Below are 22518 nucleotides of genomic sequence, written 5' to 3' on the forward strand. Positions count from 1 at the left end.
AAAATCCTCCAGCCCAGATGCTTTTGTGATTATTTGATCGTCTCGACTTTGATCTCTTCGAATTTAAAGTTCTTTGGTTTCGGTTCAGTTGCTGCGCCAATAAAAAAACGGAGCAGAAAAATAATCACCGCAATTAAAATCAGTACGACCCATACTGAACGCTGTGGCGCTGCTCGGCGTGGAATGAGGCGCCGGAATTTGATCCTCGGCCCGGCCTGGTCTTCTTCATCTGGCTCGGGTTTGTAGTACCGGGGAATGTAATTAAATTGTCTGATGCGAACTTGCTTGAAAAACATCTTTTTCTCCTCGTTGTGTAGGAATAACCAATTTAATTTTTATTTCCCCTTAAGATGAGATCCGCCACCACTGGTGGATAGGATCGGAGCACATCTGCGATGCTGTCATCAAGAGATCATCTCGATCGAGTAAAGTTTGCCAAACGCTCGCATACTAGGTCCTGAATCAGGTTAGCCATGGCGGTTGGCACGGAATAGTTATTTGCAATCATTGAAAAAGCCAGCTCTTCATTGTCGGCAGTAGTGATGTACCCAGAGAGCGCCCTTGCATAACCGACGAAACCGGTTTTTGCCCGAACATTTCCTTCCGCAGCTGTCCGCTGCATCCGATTTTTCAGCGTGCCATCGTTTCCAGCGATCGGAAGGGAATGGTAAAAATAATCCCGTTGGGGACTGTTGCGCATATAACGTAATAGCGTGACAATCTGTTGCGGTGTAACCATATTCAAACGCGACAGACCAGAACCATCGACCATTACGAATTGATTGGTATCGATACCAATATTGCCAAGAAATTCCTTAACGACTGCAATCCCATTCGAAGCGCTCCCAATTCCTCGGAAATGAGCCCCCAAGGTTCTAAGCAACATCTCAGCATATAGGTTCTGGCTGACTTTATTGATCGTTGCGACGATTTCCCTGAGCGGGGGAGATTCGAAATTAAACAAGAAATTTTCGGGACGTTTGGGGTAAGAATAGCCACTCAGATCATCAATATCGTAGGCGATTCCAGAAACATTGATGCCCTTTTGCCTCAGAACCTGCTGAAAAACCTTGACCGTAAACAGCGAAGGATTGTCGATGGAGAACCAATCCAATCGAGCAGAGGAATTTATAGCGATGGCGCCTGAAATCTCCACCAAATTTGTACCGGCTTTGCGTTTGAATTTGATCTCCTGCTCGAGTCCGTTGCGGACAGTGACGACTCGATTGATGACCGTCGCGTAATCGGTATTCGGCACCAGTTGATATTTGGCTGGTGCACCAATGGAATCGCCTGGAGAGATGTAGATGTTGATGCAATTATCATTGAAGGACAGGGCGCTGATCTGAGCGGCATACCAATCCGATTGATAATCCCAGGCCCATCCTTCCCCCATTATCTCGTCATCGAACAAGTTGTCATCGGCGATAATATTGCCGTCGATCAGTCGAATACCATGGGCTTTGATTGAATCTGCCCATATCTCCAGCGGCTTCGTAACCTCGCCAAAATAATAACGCCCAGTAATAGATGGATCGCCACTGCCTACAACGATCAAATCGCCGTGGAGTATACCTTGATTGTCAACACTTCCATTAATATAAAATTGTGTCTGATAGCGATATTCTGGTCCTAATTTAGTCAGTGCTGCTGCAGTGGTAAATAATTTCATGTTCGAAGCTGGGATGAAATTTTTGTGCGCGTTTCGAGCGTAAAGAATTTCACCGTTTTTCAGCGATTGTATCATCACACCCCAATGAGCGTTGCTGAACGCCGGATCATCGAATGCCTGGTCCAATTCGGATTTCAGTTTTGCCTCAGCAGTTTGAGGGTGCTGTAACGGTTGAAAATAACTACATCGATAAAACAGGGAAATAAAAACAAAGATCAACCAACTATTGTTCCTGCAAATCTGCAAAGCAATACCTCCACTTTGAACAGCATGAAGATTAAATAAGCACCGGAGTTGCTCCCAGTCCTGGTCCTTGGGGCAACGTAAACCAGCCGTCGACGATCTTGACCCCATCAAACGGATCGGTTTTCAATAATAGCGCACCGTCCACATCCAAGTAATCGAACAATGGAGCGATTTGAGCAGCGGCACTGATCCCCAAAGAGCTTTCGATGAAACAACCCAGCATTGTTTTGAGACCAAGCGTCCGGGCTTTGGCTACTAAATTTAAAGCTGCTGATATGCCACCGCATTTCATCAATTTAATATTGACCCCGTCGAATGCCCCAACCAGTTGTTCCAGATTGTGGCCGATGGTAAGGCTTTCATCTGCGAAGATCGGTAGTCTCACCCGCTCTCTGACCCATCGGGTGCCTTCGATATCGTTAGCTGGTAAGGGTTGCTCCACCAACTCGATATCGAATTGCTCAAGCCAATGAATTTTCGCTACGGCTTGCTCACGCGTCCATCCTTCGTTTGCGTCAATGCGTAATGGGCATTGGGTGAACTGGCGAACCGTTTTGATAATCTCCTCGTCATGGTCGCTGCCCAACTTGATCTTTAGGATTGGGTAATTGGCAGCAGCCATCACTTTGGTCCGGATCATGGATAAGCTGTCAATTCCTATTGTAAAAGAAGTGACCATCGGCCCATCGCTCTGAATCCCTAAAAGCCGATGCACTGGCAAATTGGCTTGTTTTCCCAAAATATCGTACAACGCCAGATTGATTGCCGCCTTTGCTGCATAATTACCTGGGAAGCGCTGTTCCATTTGCCCCATGATCGAATCAAGATCCACCAATGGCTGCGACAAAAGGTCGCGCTGTTGTTCCAAAAAAGCGACGACCGTGTTGGCGCTCTCATGGTAAAAATAGGAAGGCGCTGCCTCACCGTAGCCAATGATGCCATCATGTCCCAATTGGATGAAGACATTTTCTGCGTAACTTTTTTGACTATAGGCCACCACGAATTGATGCTTGAGGGGCAATTTAACTTTTTGCCAGCTTAATTTCATCCTTTTGATCGGAACCATCGAGATCGTTGAGCCAAAAATTTGAAGTTTTAAAATAATTAAATTGATTAAAATAGTCAAGAAATTTTTAAAATAATATTGGTGATTTTCAGAAAGACCCTTGATTATTTGGTGCAAAAATGTTATACTTAGTCTACCTAATGAAACTGATGAACCGAAGGAGAAGATCGCATGGAAAATATGGAGGCAATTCAAACGGAATTTGGACGATTGGTCGAAATCATGGCCCGGCTGCGTGCACCCGATGGCTGTCCATGGGATCGCGAGCAGAGTTATGAATCGCTGCGTCAATATCTGCTGGAGGAGACATATGAAGTGTTGGAATTGATCGATAGCAAGCAGTACGACGAGTTGAAAAACGAGTTAGGCGATTTGCTATTGCAGGTGGTTTTCCAGGCCCAAATTGCTGCTGAAGAAGGCCGGTTTACCATTCTCGACGTGTTGAAGAAGATCAATCAAAAACTCATTCATCGTCATTCCAATGTCTTTGGTGATGTAGTGGTCCGCAATGCCGAAGAACAAACCATCAACTGGGAAAATATGAAGAAGCAGGAGGATCGGACTCGGTCGGTGATTGATGGGGTGCCGCGCCAACTCTCAGCGCTATTGCGCGCTCATCGGATGCAGGCCAAAGCGGCAACTGTCGGGTTCGATTGGGAGAACGCTTCCCAGGTCTGGGAAAAAGTCGAAGAGGAATTGCGCGAGTTGAAAGGTTCCATCGAGCGACAGGTACCAGAAGAGATGGAGCTGGAGTTCGGCGATCTGCTGTTTGCACTGGTCAATCTGTCGCGTTTTATTCGCGTCAATCCAGAAGATGCGCTGCGCAAGGCCATCGAGAAGTTCTCGACTCGATTTCGGCAACTGGAACAGCGTGCGGCGCTGGCCAATCGTTCGCTCAACGACATGACTTTGCAGGAAATGGATCAGATTTGGGATGAAATAAAAAATGAATCGCGGCAACAAGCTTTGCTCGAACCAATCACAAAATAACAAGCCAGCTTCCCAAATAATTCGGAAAAATGAGAAAGGAATGATGGGATAACCACTCGCTCCAGTTTAAATCAATCTAATCAAAAAATTGAAAACCGAGAGCGACTGATTTTTAGCCCAGGACATCAGTTTGAGAGCATGAAAATAGCTTGCAAAGATTTCGCTGGCTTATTGGGGTTCGATTGATTAAATTACCAGGGATATATGATCTACCCTAAAAAAATCACCTATATTGAACGGAGGAGTGAATGGATCAGCGAATTCGTGAGACACTGGCGTATGCCAGTCAGAACAATATCGAGATGATTGATTTGAAGTTTTGTGATTTGTTTGGACGATGGCATCATCTAACGATTCCAGTCAGCCAATTTGATGAGACGGTATTCACCAAGGGCGTAGCATTTGACGGCTCCAGTATTCCTGGATTCAAGAAGCTCGAGGCTGGAGATATGGTTCTAGTTCCGGATATCGATACGATGTTGATTGATAAGTTCTGGGATCAGCCGACTTTGAGTTTCATCTGCTCGGCGTATGAAGCAGATAGCTTAGCATTATTTAAAAATGACCCCCGCAATGTGGCATATCGTGCGGAGCAATATCTAACATCCACTGGGATTGCCGATACGAGTCTATGGAGTCCTGAATTCGAGTTTTATATTTTCGATAGCATCACGTATATGAACGACATCAATTTGGCGTTTTATCGAATCGATTCTGAAGAAGCGGATTGGAATTCGGGCGTGGAGGAAGAGCAAAACCTGGGACATAAGATACCGCGTCAGGGGGGCTACCACGCCATTCCTCCATTGGATAATTTGTTTAACCTTCGGGCGAAAATGGTCCAATATATCGAAGAATCTGGCATTCCCGTGCGCTATCATCATCACGAGGTCGGCGGACCTGGGCAATCGGAAATCGAAATTCATCATCACCCGCTCCTCAAAACGGGTGATGTGACTATGACGGTGAAATACATTATCCGAATGGTAGCCAATCGGCACAACAAAACCGTGACGTTCATGCCAAAGCCGCTCTACAATGAAGCTGGCAGTGGGATGCACATCCATGTTCAATTGTGGAAAAACGGCCAAAATTTATTCTATGATGAACATGGCTATGCTGGATTGAGCCAGATAGCGCTGCATTTCATCGGAGGAGTGCTGAAACATGGACCCGCTTTGCTGGCGTTCACCAATCCCAGTACGATCTCCTACAAGCGATTGGTGCCTGGGTTCGAGGCCCCGGTGAAGGCGATTTTCGGACTGGCCAATCGAAGCGCGGCGATTCGAATCCCCAAATACGCCAATACTCCTGAGACCAAACGGTTCGAGTTCCGCCCTCCAGATGCCACTTGTAACATCTATCTCGCAATTGCAGCATTGCTGATGGCTGGGATCGATGGCGTGGTTCATCAAATTGATCCACTCAAAGAGGGATTCGGCCCTTACGATGTCAACATCTTCAATATGCCGAAATCGGAGCAGGATAAAATCAAATCGCTCCCTGCCTCGCTGAAGGAAGCTTTGGATGCGCTTGCTGATGATCACGATTTTCTGCTGGCTGGCGATATCTTTTCAGAACAACTGATCGAGACTTGGATCGATTATAAGCTGAATAAGGAGTTCAATGAAGTTAGGCGTCGACCCCATCCTTATGAAATTAGCTTGTATTATGATGTATAGACGATGCTCGGATATCAGCACTCGGTTGGTAATCTGTTTCCAGGCTATGGGCTAATTTCACTTGAGGCCGAAGCATTGGTCTATCGGATTGAAGCTAAGATGATGAGACTGTTGGGTTGGAAAGCAGAAATCGGTTTTGCTAATATCCACGTTACCAATTGAGTGAGCAGACGATGGAGCAATTTTGGTGACTCATTTTTTAAAAAAATCGGATGTGATTATGGAGTTATTTGCATCCACATCAGATGTGTTAGAGGAGGCCCCACCGGCACCGTTAGCCGAGCGGATGCGGCCACGGTCGTTGGACGAATTTGTTGGTCAGCAGCATCTGGTCGGACCCGGGAAAATGTTGCGCCAGGCGATCGAGCAAGATAAGCTGATCTCAATGATCTTCTGGGGACCTCCTGGCGTCGGCAAGACGACGCTAGCTCGGATTATCGCCCAAGAGACCAAATCGGAATTCTTCTCCCTGAGTGCTGTCACGGCTGGCGTGGCCGAGGTGCGTAAGATTATTGAGCGCGCAAAGACCAATCGGCAGCGAGCTGGCAAGCGAACCGTTCTATTCATCGATGAAATCCATCGCTTCAATAAAGCTCAGCAGGATGCATTGCTGCATAGCGTGGAGGATGGAACGGTGCTGCTAATCGGCGCTACGACGGAAAATCCATCGTTTGAGGTGATCGCGCCGTTGCTTTCGCGCTGCCGCGTTTATCTCCTCAATCCATTAAGTGCCGACGAAATTGGCACAATTATCGATCGAGCAATTCAACAAGATGCTATTTTGAAAGAGGCGAAGCTGCAATTGGATGATCAAACGCGGCAAGTGCTAATTCATTATGCTTCGGGAGATGCACGAATTGCGCTGAACGCTCTTGAGTTGGCTGCCCAACTGGCCTCGCCCGATAACGAGGGCAGCCGCTGGGTAACGGTGGAATTGATCGAAGAAGCGCTTCAGCAGCGGATGCTACTGTATGATAAAAAGGGCGATTACCACTACGATACCGTTTCGGCTTTTATCAAAAGCATTCGGGGCAGCGATCCTGACGCGGCGGTTTATTGGATGGCGCGGATGCTCGAGGCTGGCGAGGATCCTAAGTTCATTGCACGACGGATGATTATTTTGGCATCCGAGGATATTGGCAATGCCCATCCCCAGGCCCTGGTCGTGGCGACGGCCGCCTTTACCGCAGTCGACTCCGTCGGTATGCCTGAGGCACAGATCATCCTCGCTCAGGCTGCCACTTACCTCGCTTCAGTCCCGAAGAGCAATGCTGCGTATTTGGCCATCAATCAGGCGATGGAAGATGTTCGCAATTCAGCACCAGAGCCTGTGCCGCTCCATTTGCGAAACGCACCAACCAGCCTCATGGAACAGCAAGGCTATGCCAAAGATTATCGCTATCCGCATGATTATCCAGGACATTTTGTGGAGCAATCCTATCTACCAGAAGGGAAACGGGATAAAATCTACTATCGTCCCACGGAACAGGGCTATGAGAAAACGATCCGAGAACGGTTAGCTCAGCTTTGGAAAAAGCGAAGGGAATAACTTTAGGGCAAACACAGATTGGACGATTGTATACACTTGCAATAATTTGATCGATCGATGGTCCTCGAAGTTGAGAGGTCTCAACATCCTTCTTGAATTACTTCCTGCGTTCGTCACGCCAGGGGTGGGTTCAGAGCAGCGCCAATTGCTTCGAATTGCTCCGACGGGCGAGGCGAGCAAGTGGTCGCGGCTTGTAGACCGATTGAAATAATAAACTCAGCTTGTGCGGCTTAAGCAACTGGACGTTTCCATGCCTATAAGGAACTTTGTAATACTGCAATAGGTGAAAGCAGTTGACGCTGGGATTGAATCAACGAAAAATCATCAGCAAATAAGCTGGGGGACTTGGCTCACCAGTTTGTTCTGATGAAAATAATCTGACTAATAAACAATCATTATGCAGTATCGAATTTCATCAATAATCATCATTGCGCTGATCATTATCTTATTCCGACCGAACAGCGTTTGTTGGGGGCAAAACACTGATCCGTCAGCGCACCGCCAGCAGATAACAATCCCCGAGCCTAGTAAAATCCCAATCGATACGGTCCGCGACGCCCAGGACTCATTGAGAACGCCTAAAACTTCTTCGGTTGGATTAGATACGATCTTGAATTATCAAGCATCAATTGTGGATACACGAGTCCCGGAGAAAAAGATTTATTTGATTGGCAAAGCGGATGTAAAATATAAAACCATCCATTTGACTGCGGGGAAGATCACATTAGATTGGGATGCCCACTTGATCACGGCGGAGGGCCTTCCCGATACAGTTTATCAAAAAACCGGGAACCCCGGCGATTCGGTGATGACTGTGATATGGCGGGAATTGCCCACCCTTTCCGACGCGGGAGAGGTGATGAATGGCTTTAAGATGATTTATAATTATAAAACCGAAAAGGGACGGGTGATCCAGGGACGGACTGAATTTGAAGGCGGCTTCTATCGCGGGGAGAGCATGAAACGGGTATCCGATAAAATCATCAATATTTCGAATGGTTATTTTACCAGTTGCGATAAAGAGGATGTGCCGCATTATCATTTCCGAAGCCGAAGAATCAAAGTGATCATGGATGACAAGGTGATTGCCCAACCTGTCGTGATGTATTTTAATCGCATTCCGGTCGCGGCGCTGCCATTTGTGGTCTTTCCGAATAAGAAAGGTCGGGTATCTGGAGTGTTAGTACCAACCTATGGTGAGAGTGCCAAGGAGGGCCGCTTCATCCGCGGCCTAGGATATTATTGGGCTGCCAGCGATTATTGGGATACGGCGTTAAAGGTGGACTATTTCGACCGTGCTGGATGGGTTTTCCGCGGGGATGTGAAATACAATGTCCGATATTTGCTTAACGGTGCGGTATCGGGCTCATTTACCCACAAGGACCTGATCACCGGAAGCAGAGAGCGACGCTGGGATCTGATCGTCAATCATAGCCAAATCATTGATCCCACCATGAGTTTGGCCATTTATGGCCAATTTATCAGCGACCAAAACTTTTATCGGGATTTCAGTTCGAACTTCGATACGAGGCTGAATCGACGCATTCGCTCTGATGCAACTTTTTCGAAAAGCTGGCCAGAGAAACGCTTGAACCTCAGTGCCAATCTTTCGCAAGAGCAGGATATTCAGACCGGACAAGTATCTCGGACTCTGCCGCAACTTCGATTTACCGTGAGTCAACGTGCGATCTTCGGCAGATCAAAACAAACCATCAGTGGAGGTTTCGGCAGCAGTGCTATGCGGTCGAGAGCAGAGCCAACATGGTACGAATCAATTTATTTCTCCTACAATTCCAGCCTCCAGAATAGCACCACGCGCGGCGGCAAATCTGCCAATGGTTCACCTTTTCCTGAGCGCACCACTCGTTACATCAGCCATAACGCGAGCTTGAGCATGAACACACCACGGAAAATCTTCGGCTGGCTGACGCTGGGGCAATCGCTTAATTACGATGAGCGTTGGTACGATCGCTATCGGAAGAATACATTTAATCCTGAGACCAATACTGTAAAACAGGATACCGTGTCCGGTTTTGCTGCACTCCGGACATTTTATTATAGCATGAATGCCAGTACTAAAATCTACGGGATGTTTGCTCCCGGTATCGGAAAAATCCAGGCGCTGCGCCATGTAGTAACGCCCAACATCTCCTTCAATTATCAACCAGATTTCTCAGATCCGCGGTGGGGCTATTTCGACACGTTTGTCGATACCACTGGCAAAATCATCAAGAAAGAGAAATTTTTGGATTACGTGCCTTCCGGGGGAAGAAAAAATATATCATTCAGCTTAGGCAATTTATTTCAAATGAAAACCCAGGATGGTGACAAGGAGAAAAAGTTCGATCTATTTACGGTGAATTTTAGCTCTGCTTATAATTTCGAGGCTACCAGTTTCAAATTCTCCTATTTATCGACGTCGTTCCAGGCCTCTCCTTCAAGGAATTTCAATATTAGTATGTCCGCCACGCATGATTTCTACGAATATGATTTGAATAAAAGACAGCGCGTCAATCGGCTCTTATTTATGGATGATGATGCCTGGCGATCGGGAAAAGTCTTGCGATTGATCAATTTTCAGATTGGCGCTCAGCTGCGACTTCAGGGGGAAAAGAAAAAGTCAGTTCAAAAACCAGAAACCCCCACTCAAACATTCGAGGACGAAATCACTGGGGAACAAGTTTCCGAACAGGAATATTTGGATCGCCTCTATGAGCCCGCTGGCAATCGTTTTGAAGTGAACGACCGATTCTCTGGGTTAGATATCCCATGGCGCATGTCGCTGTCGTTCAGCTTTTCGTTACAGAAGTTCGACCCAACCAGGCCGGTCAAAAATTATTACGTCGATATCACTGGACTTGAATTTCAACTGACCCGCAATTGGAAGATCAATTATTCCGCCCATTTGGATTTGGCATCGAAACAGATCGTGAATCATTCAATCACGATCAATCGCGATCTGCATTGCTGGGAGGCGCGGCTGATCTGGCGACCCTCTGGTATCGGTGGGAATTCCTATTATTTGCGCATCAATGTGAAAGCGCCGCAGCTTCGCGATCTGAAGTATGAAAAACGCGGCGGCCGGAGCAGTGTCTGGGGATATTGATTCTGCTTGCTCATGGAATATGTGTTTTCACCTTTTCATCTGATTGGTCACTCAGATAAATTTGAAGCACCAGCCTATGCCTGATTCGTATGGAATTTTCAGAATTGGTGACAAATTAGAATCCCGCGCGTGACGCTTCGAAGAATTCGGATTAGAAATCTTTGAAGGAATGCCTGCTACTAACCGTTTTATTGGAACTGATTATGTGAGGAGATGATCATGGAATGGTTGGTTCAACCAGAAGCCTGGATTGCATTGATCACGCTGACTGCCCTGGAAATTGTGTTAGGAATCGATAACATCGTATTCATTTCAATCTTAGTATCGCGGCTGCCAGTGCAAAAGCGAAATAAGGCGCGCATCATTGGCCTGTCTTTAGCAATGATCAGCCGCATTTTATTGCTTTTGTCGATCCAATGGGTGATGCGGCTCACTCGCCCCTGGTTCTCATTATTCGATCATTTTTTCTCTGGTCGCGACCTGATCTTGATCTTTGGCGGTCTATTTTTGCTCGGCAAGAGCACGTTAGAGATCCATCACAGTCTGGAAGGATTAGAGAAAGATGCTTCGAAGCAGCCAACTGCCACCAGCTTTGGCGCGGTCTTAATCCAGATCATGGCCCTGGACATCATTTTTTCGCTCGACTCAGTAATCACTGCTGTGGGAATGGCTCGCCATTTGCCGGTGATGATCTTGGCCATTGTCATCGCAGTGATGATCATGATGCTGTCGGCTCGCTCGATCGGCAATTTTGTGGATCGGCATCCGACTGTGAAAATGCTGGCGCTCAGTTTTTTGATCTTGATCGGTGTGACTTTGGTGGCCGAGGGGTTGCATTTTCATATCCCGAAGGGCTACATTTATTTTGCGATGGCCTTTTCGGTCTTTGTTGAGATGCTTAATTTGAGAGTGCGTGCGCGCATCCAACACCCAGTCGCGCTGAGAAAACCGATCAAATGAACGGATATGCTGGGAATATCACTCAATGGGAGTTCGTCATGTCTCTCCGCCCAATTCCAATTAATCAACTGTTGTTTAATTTTTCAGATCTATGGTCCAATAAATGGTTGCTATTAACGGCTGGAGATTTTGCCACTGGAAAATTCAATCCGATGACCGTCGGTTGGGGCAGTTTCGGGGTGATGTGGAACAAACCATTCGTCCAGGTGGTAGTTCGGCCAACGCGCTATACTTATCAGTTCATGGAACATTACGAAACGTTTACCCTTTGTGCGTTCCCTGAAACCTATCGTGCCACACTAGAGTTACTTGGCTCAATCTCGGGACGCGATGAGGATAAAATTGCGGCCTCAAAATTGGTGCCGATTCCAGCAACCAGAGTAGCTGCCCCTGCTTTTGCCGAGGCTGAACTCGTTATCGAATGTCGCAAAATTTATTGGGACGATTTCAAACCCGAGCATTTTCTCGATCAGCGAATTCATAAGAATTATCCGGCGAAAGATTATCACCGATTCTATTTTGGTGAAATATTGGCTGTGGCAGGTGGAGATCAGTACCGTGCAAGACCGTAACAATGCTGACACAAAAGGATTTCAATTGAATTGGCAATAAGATGACAAGGCTGCTGGCACAATTTTGTTTGACGATGAAATTTATCAGTATTGTGCTGATCTTATTGATTGGTTGGCCCATGGGGACTGTACGATCACAAGACGAGTTAAGCCCATCGCAACGAATTATTGCCGATTCCGTTGTGACGGCTGCAGATAAAAAGGACAGTCTGATTCAGCGAGCGCTTTTTCGTGTCAAAACCGAGTATCAGGCTCAGCCGATGCATCCTTATTTTCGGGATAGATATCGAGTGATTCATGACCTGCGACGGCTGGTACGAATGTTTAATTACACAGAGGTCGAAGGTTATGAGTCCGTGGAGAAACTAGTCGAAATCTGTCGACACCTTCCAGCTCAGCAACAAAACAAGCTCATTGCCATGGCAATGGCTGGTGGCGCGGTGAATCTGGTTGCGGAACGCACCAATCGGGAGCTTAGAAAACGGAAAATTGATCTGCTCCAGTGGCAAGTGGATAAGGTCACTTTCCGAAATCGATTTAAATTCATCTCAGTCAGTCTCCATGGTGGGATAAATTCTCGCGGTTTTGTGGTATCTATCCCTGCTGCTCGCATCTATCTCTACCGTTATTTTGCGGAATATTACATCACTGAGGGAGTGATTGCAATGCCAACTCGACATCTGGGCATTAATTGTCACCGTTATGACGGCCGGTCATTCATCGCTCCATTCTATGTGACAAAATTGGGGAGCTATGAGTGGAGCTATGATTGGAAGCGCAAGATTTTGACTTCAAGGGTAGATTTAAGGAAGACGTCACGGCTGGTCGTCCGGTTGGTCCATGTGAATTTTTTAGATCATCGCTATCCCGATCGCTTCCTGGGAGAGCTGATCATCTGGCCGTAGCATAAATTGATTTATCGAAGCAACGATCTATCATCCGATCAATTCCCTGATTTTCAACTATTGAAGTTTTTCGAAAGACATTTTTCAAAGGGAAATCAGATTTCAAAAATTGCATAGAATAAATGCGCGATTGTCATTCCTGCGAATGCAGGAATCTTTTTTATCTCTCAAAAACAACGGTTTTAAATTTGTCAGAGTGATGATATTTGAGCGGTTCGGACAAAAAGCAATTAGGAGTTTGAATGAAAATCGCTTTTAAAACCATCTTGTCGATTTTGATTTTGAGTACTGCCAGCTTAGCCCAGGAAATTGGCACGCCTCAATGGGAACGAGCGCAAGAGGCAGAATCGAAAGCCAGGCAACTGGCGCGCATAATGCAACTGGATTACCAGCCCACGCCCAATCAACTTCAGTACGATGTGAAACATTATGATTTGGATCTGATCATCGATGTTTCAGCGAAGAAAATTATCGGTGCGGTGAGGATTCTCTCCCAAGTGGTCGTCGGTCCCCTTTCGACGATGGAAGTGAATCTGCTTAAAAATATGGTAGTCGATAGCGTCGTCAGCTCTGGCAAACGGCTTGCTTTTAGCCATAAAACAGATCTGATTAAAATCGAACTGGGGAATACTTATCAACTGCATGACTATTTTTCAGTGAAAATTTATTATCGCGGTCAGCCAGAACAAAGTGACTTCGGTGCATTCGGATTCAGTACCCACAGCGGTCAGCCAATGATCTGGAGCTTGAGCGAACCGTATGGTGCGCGCAATTGGTGGCCCTGTAAAGATTTTCCGATCGACAAGGCTGATTCGGTGGATATCAGAGTGACCGTGCCAATACCGTTGATCGTTGCTTCTAATGGGACATTGCGCTCCGAAACAAAACGCGGCAATTTTAAAACCTATTGGTGGCATGAGAGCTATCCCATCGTGACTTATTTAGTATCAGTGGCCATCTATCCATACCACGTTTATTCAGATTACTTTCGCTATTCGCCAAACGATTCAATGGAGGTTCGTTATTACGTTTTTCCAGATCAACTCGAGCTCATTCGCAGCGCTTATGCCAAGACCGTTCGCATGATCGATATTTTTTCAAAAATATTTGGTGAATACCCATTTATTCGAGAAAAGTATGGTCATGCCCAATTCATGGGCTTTGCAAATATGGAGCATCAAACGTTGACCAGCTTGGTGAGCCGCAGCGAAGGAACAATTGTGCATGAGCTGGCGCATCAGTGGTGGGGAGATTACATCACCTGTCAGGATTTTCATCATATCTGGCTGAATGAGGGATTTGCGACGTATTCAGAAGCGCTTTATTACGAACGAGAGTACGGCGTTGTCGAATTCAAACAAGAGATGGAGAGCAACAAGTATTTTGGCGGCGGAACGATCTATGTGTCTGATGTTTCCAAGACTTCTTTGATCTTCAATTATGATCGATCCTATCGCAAAGCCGCATGGGTTCTTCATATGCTACGTCATGTGGTTGGGGACGAAAACTTCTTTAAGATTTTAAAGGCGTATTACAATGACAACCGCTTGCGCTATGGGACCGCCACGACTGAGGATTTCAAAGCCATCTGCGAGCGGGTTTCTGGGATCAATCTGGAGAAGTTCTTTCAGCAATGGATTTTTAAAGAATATTTTCCGAAGTATCGATATTCTTGGAACTGGCAGAAGAATGGTACAAACTATGATATTCAATTGACCATCGAGCAATTGCAGACCAATCAGATTTTCTGGATGCCAATTGACGTGACAATAACCACTTTTAGTGGTGAACAGACCTTTGTGGTCTGGGATAGTTTGAAAACACAAGTTTTCAATTTAGCGGTTGCAGATGAACCGCTGCGGGTTGAATTGGATAAGGACGATTGGATTTTAAAGGAAGTTGAGCTACCTGTAATTCAACCGACATTTGACCATGGGATTCTACTGGTCAATGGTGTTTCTTGGCAGAGGTACGGCACAGAGCTCGCGAACGCTTATCAGTCTCGAGCGTTCTGGGATAATTATCCTATTTCATTTTGGGATTGTTTCGGCAGACCTTTGGAAGGATATCCGAGTTCCCTCCCAATTCCAATTGGCACCGGACGGATTCTGCCCGAGGTCCTCGGGAAGTTTTCAACCGTTATTTGGATCGGCGATTTCGCGGACGGTGATATCGACATCTGGAGGCGGGCTGGGATTTACGATTATCTGCAATCGGGAGGGAATGTGTTACTGATCAGCCGCAGGGGGAGGGACTATCTCGACGCGCTACTTCAATCCTATTTGGGGATCAGTTGGGCTGAGAATGCCCTGAACACAACTCAAAATTGTATCGCTCAATATCCCGGGCTCACCAACATGACCGTTATCGGCGAGCAGACGGACAATGCCGTTTTTAATACCAATCTGGTCAATTCTGAAAGTCGTTTGCTATTTCAGGAGACGGCCTCATTTAGCGTTCCTCGCGGCTTGGGCGTTTGGCGCAAGCCGTCAACAGGAGGAAAATTTCGGAATATTGGCGGTCAATTCGTGTTCATCAGTGGCCGTCCTTACCGCTATCAATCGGATGATTTGCGGTCCAATATTGCATTCATTTTGAAAAATATGTTCCAGGAATCCGATATCGACCAGCCTGGAAATCCAATGCCATCCAGCTATGAACTGTTCCAGAACTATCCCAATCCATTCAATTCAGGGACTGAAATCGCCTTCCAAATTCCAGAGACCGTTTTTGTGAAGCTGGAGATCTATGATCTTTTGGGGCGAAAGGTAACAACCTTATTGGACAAAAAATTGATCCCAGGCAGATACGCAGTCCGATGGCACGCCGATGGAATTTCAACTGGAATTTACTTTTATAACTTGGAAACGCCAAACTTTCGGTCAACTCGAAAAATGATTTTGGTCAAATAGCGAGCGCATCGAGCAAATTTCAGTTGGCTGGGCAATAATCGCAAAGCGTAAAATCAAATTGGCTGGTGGAAGGGTTAGATGCCTTATGAAAAGGGGCAAATTGGTTCGGATACGGATCGAATGTCGCTGGAGTGAGGAGAATCGCTTCATTCATTAGCCTCTAATCAGCGGTTGCTGTGAACTTTCCCATCATTGATAGCAAGTTGCTGGTTTCATATTTTGTTTAAAATTTTTCCCTGAAAAAAATCGCTTGACAATAAAAAGAGATTTTTGTATAATTTTCACAATCAACTTTGATCCTGCCGCAACTCAGTCGTTTTTTACTTGTTCGGAATCGTTCTCATCGTTACTATACCGCATTTGAACCATGAACCAAGCCACGGAGGTCCCGAATGACGCTGATTTGGATCGTTGCGATTGTCGCCGCCATCATGTTTTTTGGCTTTCCGATTTTAACATTGCACGTGATCAAAAAAACGAATAAAAATGCCGATGAATCTGACAAAAAGGGTGGCTATGCGGAATTGAAAGCTTCAATTCTGTTTCTGCAAATGGCCTTCCCTACAATTCTGACTGTTTTAGGCGCACTGGGGTATGGCCTCTATGAGGGAACGGTCCAAAAAGTGACTCGAAACGTTCAAGCCAAAGTGGACACGCTGATTCAAAAAAAGAAAATCATTGAATGGACCAATGATATTGAGAATTATCGGAACCAGGCTGAAAACAATGCCAATTTAATCGCTGCCCTCGCAAGGAGTGATGAGGATACTATCCTGGGAATCGCTAAGAAAGCTTTTTTGCAATTTTTGCCTAAAGGAACGATTATTCCGTTCAAAGGTCGGCAGAACGAGTTTGATACCGAATTCTGGGCTCTCTGTGACGGCAAGAACGGTACGCCGGATTTGAGGGATCGGTTTATTTATGGAGGAAGCTTCGTGCAAATAGATGGGCGTGGCGGAGCAGTGTCCCACACTCATACTGGAACTACCATTCCGCGCGGCATAGTTTCCAAAAAGGGCAAATTGAATTACCCTCACCGCGAAGGGACGATTAAGGAATTCTTTGTTGAGCAACATGAGCATACCTTTAATGGCACAGAGTCGCCTCTTCGTGTTTCAAAAAGTGATCATCTGCCGCCGTTTTATCGGCTGGCATTTTTGATGAAAATCAAATAAATTCTCAAATTTTAAAGAGCCCTCAGAATATACTCGACCATGGCACATAAAATGCTTCATCATTGGTTCATCTTGCTAAGCGACTCTCAGATCGATCTGGCGATTCAATTAGCCGATGATGCGCATTTTCTGGAAACAGTTTTTGATCAGCCGGACGAGAGACATTGATTGTGCTGATTCAATTAATTGAATTTAGCGGGAAGCAATTCCATGAGGTCAATTATGAAAAAGACAATTTTAATGCTGATGCTGATCGGATTGGTTTCAGGCTGCAATCTCTTCGATTGGACCTCGGCGCCCAAGGATGAGCCTTTTTATGAAGGATTGAAGCTTTTCAATGATGGGGATTTCACAGGAGCCAAGGCGAAATTCGCCGAGGCGATGAAAGCAGATCCACTTCGCTCGGATTTCAGATATTATCATGCCAAGGCCGTGATTTTTGAAGCCAATCTGAATTATTTCGGTCTCGCCCAGGATTTGGTGAAAATCGATACAGCATCTGTTCAGAACGTGAGGCTACCGCTTTATAACAAAGAACCGAACATGACCCTAGAAGAAGATGCAGCCTATAAAAATAGGTTCTATCAGGCTTCGCTGATCTGCCATCTGGATGTAACCCCCATCTATCAAGAGCAAACGCATGGGGATATTCAGGCCAAAGATATTTATTTCGATTACTCGATCCTCTCGCTCACTCTGGCCATTCTGCGTTTGCGCGATACGAATGGCGATGGCCAAATTACTACCGAAGATTTCTATTTCACCATCCAAAAGACAGGGGATGGCAAATACGCGTTCGATCTTTTGGGAATAAAAAATTTTCTGAGCACAGCGGAAAATCGCCAGGCTTTCAATCGCACCTTGCTGAAATCGGTCGAATTTCTGACTGATGGCATTTTCTCGCTCCTTAAAATTTTCCATCAAGATTCCAAGTTTTTCAATCCGCAAGAGCTCAATACTTTGTTAGAGAACATCCGAAGTGCTGCCAATCGCTATCAAATGATCGATGGAAAAGATAATGACGGCGATGGCCGGATCGATGAAGAAATATTGAACGGTATGGATGATGATGGCGATGGCTGGGTGGATGAAGATGTGGGGAGGATTTAGTGATTTTAGTATTTGGGCAACTATAGGATTGCGAATTTGCAAATTGATAATGACAAAAATCCTTGAACAGTTCTCTTGTCTCGCCAAGGATTTTCTTAAAGTGGAGGTCGGTGTAATGAATAGAACGATTGTTTTCTTGATGGCGCTATTGCTGTTCATTCCTGATGCTCACGCCAAAAGCTCAAGGCCAGTCTTTTTGTACAATATCCGCAGCCAGGCTATGGGTGGCGCCGGAATTACCGCACCGATAGGGAGCTTCAATTATGTTTACAACCCTGCGGTCCTTTCTGAACGAAAGTTTAATCTTTCAGTGCTCGGTATCAATGCCGATCTTTCCAAAGGCTTTTTCGATGTCGTCGATTATATTGGTGACAATTCCGAAAAGTTCAAAAAGCTGGGCAGGGATTCTGCCAGTGTCTCCGTGGAAGAGAAAAGCCAAATCATGCAGGAACTTCGAGTAGCGGCCACCCGACTGGACAACATCTGGTTCAAACCGGTGTTGACGCCGCTCGTTGGGGCGACGGTCCAAAACGTCGGCATTGGGCTCTATAATGTAGCTCGAGTGGGTGTCAAACTGGATGTGGGCATTGTTGATCCCAGCATTAAAGCGTACGCTCAGGACGACCTGGTGCTATCATTTGGCTACGGCCGACGAGTTGGAAATCGCTGGGCGATTGGAATGGGCTCCAAAATCATTCGCCGCTTCGAATCCGAAACGATTGATATCGCCATCGAGCAGACCGAGGGAATGGATGCCACTATCGACACCAGCTTCGATCAACTGAAAAAAGGCAAGTCCGGCTTCGGAATTGATGTTGGGGCAATTTATTTCTTTTCAGATCGAATCAGGCTATCGGCAGTGGCTCAAGATCTATTTTGTCGAATCGGTGATGCAAATGTTCCGCTCAATTTCAAAATCGGCATGGCCTATCGTCAATCCCATCGATTGCAATTGTTCGCCGATGCAGAGGATTTGTTCAATACACGTGGCGAACAATTCATCAACAAACTCCACCTAGGTGCTGAATATCGCCTGCCAGTATTAAGTTTTCAGGCTGGCTTCAATCGCGGCTACCCAACGGTTGGCGTCGGGATCGATTTTTGGATTCTAAGATTGAATTACGCCTTTTTCACTGATGAACTGACAAATAGTCCCGGTCAGCAGCCAGAATATTATCATTTATTAGGATTCGAAGTGGGATGGTGAGGTTTGATTGATTCGAGGACTCATTTGCCCAGCGAATAGATGAAATTGATAGATGAAAAAGCGCAGATCTACTGTTTTCCTCTATCCGTTGGGCATTTTTTGGAATAGCACTCTGAATTTTGATCTCACAACTTCTTGCTGCCCACCAAATCCATGATCTTGTTCACCAATTGCTTCATTAAATCCGCTATTTGCTGTCCAAAGACCCCCAGATATGCCAATAATAGCATCATCAAAATGGCAAAGATTATGATCATGAGGATTATTTTATAAATCAACTCAAGTTTCAAAAACCAGGAAGCGAGGTTAGATAGGAATTGCTTAGCAAATTCTTGCCAGGTTTTGGATTCTGGTTTGGGTTCAGTCGGTGGCGGAACATCCGAGGGCTCTGATGCTGGATGGTTGTCTCTCTCATTCACTTTTGTTTCCTCCAGTTCTTAAAAATTAATTGAACCAAACATTAGCGACCTGCAGTCCTTTTTCGATTCGAGCACTGATTTATATAATAATGCTTTTTTTTTAAATTGCAATAGCATTTTGGAACTTCATAAAAAATGCTGACGGCTCCGAGAGCTTGATGACAACCATCTGGATACTTTTTAAGAGCGCTTCTGAAAATTTTTCATTGCAAATTTTAAATAACTTGGTTAAATTCGTCCAAAATGAAATCGCCATATTAGATCGAAAATGATTTGTCTGATCCCTGAACAGCATGGAGACAGCGTCCGGTACTTTCGAGAGTTCTTTCAATTAAAATTAGATCGCCCAGATTTGAGGACGCTGCAAAAGATTCTTGAGAAATTCGCCACTATCCCTTACGAAAACATCAGTAAGATCATCAAGCTGAGTCGCTCGTGGGACAACGACCAGCGATTGCGTCTGCCCGAGGAAGTGATGGATGATCATGCCAAATTCCATCTCGGTGGCACGTGTTTCTCATTGACGTTCTTTCTCGAGACTATTTTATTGCATCAGGGATACCAATGCTACCCTGTCATGGCCGATATGAAGGCGGGACGAAACATTCATTGTGCCATCATTGTCTTGTTCAATCAGCAAAAATTTTTAGTAGATCCTGGTTATTTGTTGCACACCCCATTGGAGATCAACCCCCAGAAACCCAGAATCTATCGAACTCCCACGACAGGGATTGAGCTGCAGTTCAATCTTGAGTTGGGATGCTATCAGCTATTCACGTTTAACAAAGAAAAAATGACTTGGCGTTATAATTTCGTGGATCGCCCCTGTCCGCCAGAAGAATTTCTGGCGCATTGGCAGGCCTCGTTCACCAAACCTTCGATGCATGGTATTTGCTTGACCAAAATTCAGAACGATGGCTATATCTTCATCCATAAAGATTTCATGCGCGAGACAACTTTCACCTCAAAGAGAAATTACAATATCAAGCAGAATTATCATCAGATAATTCACGAAATCTTTGGAATCGATAAACAATGGATTGAGCAGGCGCAAGCAGCTCTGGAATTCAATCTGGCCAAGGAACGGCAACTGGGGATTTTCAAAGCTGACAGCGAAAAACTGAAGAGCAAAAAACGCCTGATAACAATTCAGCCCCATTAACCAATGCGGAGAGTTTTTTCATTCGCTAATTGCCCAACCCTCTGAAGAAAAGGAGAAATGCATGCCAGCTTGGATTCGTGTCCATTTTTGTGTCGCTGTTTTGATCTTCTGTCTGCCATTTTTGCTTCAGGCTCAGATATTAGATTATAACCAGATCACTTTAGCTGATATTCAGAAAGCTTCTCTCAGCAGTGGCAAGATCAATGGCAGCAACAACAGTCAAAATCAATTGCTGACGGGAACGATTCTGGTATACCAGACCAGCGAGGGACGCTATGGCAAAATGCAGATCAACCAATACGGTTATGACCTGTATTTTAAATGGCTCACCTACAATGCCAATGGGACGACTTACAGCAGCGGAAATAATCTAAAAATTCCTGGCACTCGTACCTGTGATCTGGATCTGGGACGAGAAACCGAGAGCTCCAGCGATTTCTGGTGGCAACAGGTCAATGCGGTAGAGCGCTATCTGGTGCCTGAGCGTGGCGCTCGATTTGCTGTTTTTCAGGCCAGGCGGGATACCGTTATCTTTGCCAAGCGTGACCTATCCGATACCATGATTCCGTTCATATTTCAGGGCTTCAATATCAAGCTAAATTCTGGTGCTGGTGAGGGACAGATTTTATTTGGCGATAATGCCCATGGATTGGGCATCGAGGATCTGTACATCGATGTGCCCGATTTTGTCAAGCAGGATTGGCAAACCCTGTGGATTGCAATTCACATGTATCTCAATCAGATGAACTCGAAGGATCTCAGCTATGCCTGGAGTTCGGAGAAGGGCGGCTGTTTAAAGTTGACTGTTACTTTCGAGGAAGATGGACATGAAATCCTCGGCGCCTGGCACGGCGATATCTGGGATGCCGAATTGATCATTTACATCATCCCATTTATCGACAATTACCAATGTCTGCACTGGAAAGTCGAGGCGGAATTCAATTTTTCTTGGGAAATCTACGGCATCCCTGAAAGCTGGTTCATCAGCAAAAGCGATTTGCAGGAAAAATTGGAAAAAGGCATCTGCTATTCGCTGAGCAATTCGATCGACCAGTTGATGCTCAGTCTCCTGTTCATTGGCGGACTGAAATCGAATGCCGCCGCTCGTTACTATCAAGCCACCATCATCGATGATCGGGCGATGTTCGTGCTATTGCCACTGTCCCCGCCACGTCTGGTGCGGGATTTGTTGGTGCTGTTCGATCATATCGAGGTCCACGACGACGAAGATCCTTTCGGCAGCGGTGAACTTCATTTTAAGGGCGAGGTGAATGGCATCTCTACCGAATGGAGCGATGAAATATCCGCCAGCAGTGGCTCAACTATTTATTTGACCGGTGCGCAATGGCAGCGCCGGGCTTCGCTGGTGAGCGAGCAAAATCTGACCATTCATTTCGAAGGCTATGATGGCGATGAGCCCGACGCCGATGACTCGCTGGGCAAAATTGACCTGACTTTTGGGCCACCCAACTGGGGTGTGCAATATAATATCCAGAAAATCAAATCCAGCAATGGCGATTTCACCTTGCACTATTGGATCGTTGATGCGGCGACACCCACAGGCTACAAGCGCTTGCAGGTAAAATTTGATCGCATCGATCTGAATGACGATGAAGACCCGTACGGTTCCGGGGAGCTATTTTTCAGTGGCTCAGTGAACGATCAACTGACCGGCAGAAGCGGCCAGTTCGATCGGGATAGCGGCACCAAAATTTATCTCGGCGGAAAAGGCTGCTGGGAAAAAACCGTTTATGTCCCAGAGAATGGCTCGCTGCGCATTCATTT

At 45.9% G+C, this 22518-nt stretch carries 18 protein-coding genes; 14 read left to right on the top strand and 4 right to left on the bottom strand.

The genetic code is table 11. The annotated features are described in order from the left end of the window. Positions 1 to 29: 29 nt before the first annotated feature. The 3 genes from ONB37_14530 to ONB37_14540 form a co-directional block, all read right to left on the bottom strand. A complete protein-coding gene (locus ONB37_14530; GenBank protein MDZ7401374.1) occupies positions 30 to 296 on the bottom strand; it encodes a hypothetical protein in 267 nt (88 codons plus the stop codon). A 116-nt stretch (positions 297 to 412) separates the two neighbouring features. After that, positions 413 to 1918 (bottom strand): D-alanyl-D-alanine carboxypeptidase/D-alanyl-D-alanine-endopeptidase, encoded by a 1506-nt coding sequence (gene dacB / locus ONB37_14535; GenBank protein ID MDZ7401375.1) that lies wholly within the window; start codon positions 1916 to 1918, stop codon positions 413 to 415. Positions 1919 to 1949: 31 nt separating this feature from the next. Further along, entirely contained in the window at positions 1950 to 2966 is a 1017-nt protein-coding gene (locus tag ONB37_14540; GenBank protein ID MDZ7401376.1) for a dipeptide epimerase, read from the bottom strand. A 189-nt stretch (positions 2967 to 3155) separates the two neighbouring features. Here ONB37_14540 and mazG point away from each other — a divergent pair, with 189 nt between their 5' ends. The 12 genes from mazG to ONB37_14600 all read left to right on the top strand — a co-directional run bounded on the left by mazG (position 3156) and on the right by ONB37_14600 (position 19152). Beyond that, a complete protein-coding gene (gene mazG, locus ONB37_14545) occupies positions 3156 to 3974 on the top strand; it encodes a nucleoside triphosphate pyrophosphohydrolase (GenBank protein MDZ7401377.1) in 819 nt (272 codons plus the stop codon). A gap of 248 nt (positions 3975 to 4222) precedes the next feature. After that, positions 4223 to 5656: a type I glutamate--ammonia ligase gene (glnA, locus tag ONB37_14550; GenBank protein MDZ7401378.1), complete on the top strand. Its 1434-nt coding sequence runs from the start codon at positions 4223 to 4225 to the stop codon at positions 5654 to 5656. 3 nt (positions 5657 to 5659) lie between these two features. Next, positions 5660 to 5818 carry a hypothetical protein gene (locus ONB37_14555; GenBank protein MDZ7401379.1) on the top strand — a complete coding sequence of 53 codons (159 nt, stop codon included), beginning with the start codon at positions 5660 to 5662 and terminating at the stop codon, positions 5816 to 5818. A gap of 58 nt (positions 5819 to 5876) precedes the next feature. Next, positions 5877 to 7205: a replication-associated recombination protein A gene (locus ONB37_14560; GenBank protein ID MDZ7401380.1), complete on the top strand. Its 1329-nt coding sequence runs from the start codon at positions 5877 to 5879 to the stop codon at positions 7203 to 7205. A gap of 397 nt (positions 7206 to 7602) precedes the next feature. Further along, complete coding sequence (locus tag ONB37_14565) at positions 7603 to 10311, top strand: putative LPS assembly protein LptD (GenBank protein ID MDZ7401381.1); 2709 nt, start codon at positions 7603 to 7605, stop codon at positions 10309 to 10311. A 219-nt stretch (positions 10312 to 10530) separates the two neighbouring features. Beyond that, on the top strand, positions 10531 to 11271 hold the full coding sequence (locus ONB37_14570) for a TerC family protein (GenBank protein MDZ7401382.1): 741 nt from the start codon (positions 10531 to 10533) through the stop codon (positions 11269 to 11271). 38 nt (positions 11272 to 11309) lie between these two features. Then, a complete protein-coding gene (locus ONB37_14575; protein ID MDZ7401383.1) occupies positions 11310 to 11843 on the top strand; it encodes a flavin reductase in 534 nt (177 codons plus the stop codon). Between the two features lie 41 nt (positions 11844 to 11884). Next, positions 11885 to 12748 carry a hypothetical protein gene (locus tag ONB37_14580; GenBank protein ID MDZ7401384.1) on the top strand — a complete coding sequence of 288 codons (864 nt, stop codon included), beginning with the start codon at positions 11885 to 11887 and terminating at the stop codon, positions 12746 to 12748. A gap of 242 nt (positions 12749 to 12990) precedes the next feature. Beyond that, positions 12991 to 15660 carry a M1 family aminopeptidase gene (locus ONB37_14585; protein ID MDZ7401385.1) on the top strand — a complete coding sequence of 890 codons (2670 nt, stop codon included), beginning with the start codon at positions 12991 to 12993 and terminating at the stop codon, positions 15658 to 15660. 392 nt (positions 15661 to 16052) lie between these two features. After that, entirely contained in the window at positions 16053 to 16835 is a 783-nt protein-coding gene (locus tag ONB37_14590; protein ID MDZ7401386.1) for a hypothetical protein, read from the top strand. A 222-nt stretch (positions 16836 to 17057) separates the two neighbouring features. Continuing rightward, positions 17058 to 17945 carry a hypothetical protein gene (locus ONB37_14595; GenBank protein MDZ7401387.1) on the top strand — a complete coding sequence of 296 codons (888 nt, stop codon included), beginning with the start codon at positions 17058 to 17060 and terminating at the stop codon, positions 17943 to 17945. Positions 17946 to 18060: 115 nt separating this feature from the next. After that, positions 18061 to 19152 carry a hypothetical protein gene (locus tag ONB37_14600; GenBank protein MDZ7401388.1) on the top strand — a complete coding sequence of 364 codons (1092 nt, stop codon included), beginning with the start codon at positions 18061 to 18063 and terminating at the stop codon, positions 19150 to 19152. A gap of 125 nt (positions 19153 to 19277) precedes the next feature. On the opposite strand, the gene ONB37_14605 is transcribed toward ONB37_14600, so the two are convergent. Beyond that, positions 19278 to 19571: a hypothetical protein gene (locus tag ONB37_14605; GenBank protein MDZ7401389.1), complete on the bottom strand. Its 294-nt coding sequence runs from the start codon at positions 19569 to 19571 to the stop codon at positions 19278 to 19280. Positions 19572 to 19839: 268 nt separating this feature from the next. Here ONB37_14605 and ONB37_14610 point away from each other — a divergent pair, with 268 nt between their 5' ends. Both ONB37_14610 and ONB37_14615 read left to right on the top strand, forming a co-directional pair. Further along, a complete protein-coding gene (locus ONB37_14610) occupies positions 19840 to 20733 on the top strand; it encodes an arylamine N-acetyltransferase (protein MDZ7401390.1) in 894 nt (297 codons plus the stop codon). A 61-nt stretch (positions 20734 to 20794) separates the two neighbouring features. Further along, a partial coding sequence (locus ONB37_14615) for a hypothetical protein (protein ID MDZ7401391.1) occupies positions 20795 to 22518 on the top strand: 1724 nt, incomplete at its 3' end.

The organism is candidate division KSB1 bacterium (genome assembly GCA_034506395.1).
In the GTDB taxonomy this organism is placed as follows: domain Bacteria; phylum Zhuqueibacterota; class Zhuqueibacteria; order Thermofontimicrobiales; family Thermofontimicrobiaceae; genus Thermofontimicrobium.